This window comes from Weissella sp. DD23 (genome assembly GCF_001579105.1).
GTDB classification, from domain to species: Bacteria; Bacillota; Bacilli; order Lactobacillales; family Lactobacillaceae; genus Weissella; species Weissella cibaria.
The window spans coordinates 370,420-371,906 of sequence record NZ_KQ970391.1 but is presented as its reverse complement, the minus strand read 5'-3'; the positions used below and the strand labels follow the sequence as shown (position 1 = coordinate 371,906).

Annotated in this window: 3 protein-coding genes; 1 reads left to right on the top strand and 2 read right to left on the bottom strand. The window is 39.6% G+C overall.

Features of this window, described 5'->3' with window-relative positions:
* Nucleotides 1-142: 142 nt before the first annotated feature.
* Together WEIDD23_RS04265 and WEIDD23_RS04260 are read right to left on the bottom strand one after the other, a co-directional pair.
* Nucleotides 143-406: a hypothetical protein gene (locus WEIDD23_RS04265; protein ID WP_224159296.1), complete on the bottom strand. Its 264-nt coding sequence runs from the start codon at nucleotides 404-406 to the stop codon at nucleotides 143-145.
* A gap of 83 nt (nucleotides 407-489) precedes the next feature.
* Entirely contained in the window at nucleotides 490-720 is a 231-nt protein-coding gene (locus WEIDD23_RS04260; protein WP_010373563.1) for a hypothetical protein, read from the bottom strand.
* A gap of 226 nt (nucleotides 721-946) precedes the next feature.
* On the opposite strand from WEIDD23_RS04260, the gene WEIDD23_RS14460 reads away from it, so the two are divergent.
* Nucleotides 947-1,487 (top strand): helix-turn-helix domain-containing protein (locus WEIDD23_RS14460; protein WP_242865423.1); only part of this gene is annotated, 541 nt, incomplete at its 3' end.

Below are 1,487 nucleotides of genomic sequence, written 5' to 3'. Positions count from 1 at the left end.
GTGGCTTTTTTAGTGGTTGTTAAGATAGAGATAGTGTACCCAAACGCTTGGTTCGAGCACAAAAACTATCTTACACAAGTTATTGCGATAACTATCATTTTGTCTCAGAATTGAGTTAATATCGCGCATTTTTAGTATGTGATTATCGCAATTCAACGCCAGCTTCGCGTGCCAATTGACGTAGATCCGCTGTATCCATATTCAAGTCAGCTCGTAAGCGAGCAAACGTAATGTTGGGCTTAGCTGCAACCCGTTCTTGAATACGAGCTATTTGTGTTTGCCGGAAACCGTTTGTATGGGTCCCTGCATTCTCAATTTTTACACCAAACTCCGCTGCCGTTGATGTGCCAAAGGTATAGTTCAACTGACCCACCCCAGTTGACATTGCTGAATAATCTGCCATCATGTTTCTCCACCATTTTTAAGATAGCCTTATCATACAAGTCATATATGCATAGTTTATGACCGCTTTAGGCGTTAAATCTGGTTTTATTTATGGCTAATCCGCATAATTTCCTCATAAAATGAGCTATTTAATTCTGGCACATCTGATGTAATCTTATTAACCATTTGTGTCACAATATCACCAACATCCCGTCGACTCTCAACCACATCACGAAAAGTCGACAACACAATATAACGTAACTTTGTATTTGATTCTTCGACCTGTGCATACAGATCCATCAAGATTGTTAAAACCGTTTGCTTTTTTTCTGCCATTTTCTTATCCCCTATATCGCCAGTATAAAGGACCGTTACTTTCATATCCGCTTTGGCCTAAAATTGGGTTAATTTTTTGCGATATCTGCTTTTCGGGTAGAAATCAAGCTAAAAATCCATTAAATCGTTCTACTCGTGGGACAAATTGGGCACTCATAATACATCTTTATTCCACAATACCGGTATAATTAATACAGTGGTTTTAAAAGAAGAGAGTATAGTGACTATGTTATTAAGAGAAAAAATTAATGAAATCAGACAGGCGAAACGCGTCTCGATTGATCGCATTACGAAAACTGGTATTTCGAAAAATAAATATTATCGCTTTGTATCAGGTGAAGGTTCCCTAAGTATTGGTGACCTACAAAAATTAATTGAATTGCTGACCGTCTCATTGTCGGAAGTTGTGGCAGACTCCAGTGAACGTGATCAATTGATTTTTAATGAATTTGGCGATTACTTCACACTAGACACCACTGAGTATGAGCAACGTGCTAAAAATGCCGCTCGTCGCTATATGGCAACAAAGCTGACCGCCTACTACACCATTTCAACGGTGTACGAATTAGGTGCCGCTCACAAAAAAGATGAACCAGTCTCGGATTACGTTGACGACCTGTACAACGGACTGAAGCGTCAAAAATTCTTTACCATTTTTGACCTTCAAGTTTTCCGAATCCTAGTGCCTTATCTATCAGTGGCCCGTTTTTTCAAGTTGTATCCGATCTTTACAACCTCGCTCCGGACGTACGAAGCCTATAACCCGG

Excerpts from the sequence above, each read along its gene's own strand:
- WEIDD23_RS04265 (WP_224159296.1), bottom strand. The coding sequence starts at position 406 with ATGATGGCAGATTATTCAGCAATGTCAACTGGGGTGGGTCAGTTGAAC.
- WEIDD23_RS04260 (WP_010373563.1), bottom strand. The coding sequence starts at position 720 with ATGGCAGAAAAAAAGCAAACGGTTTTAACAATCTTGATGGATCTGTAT.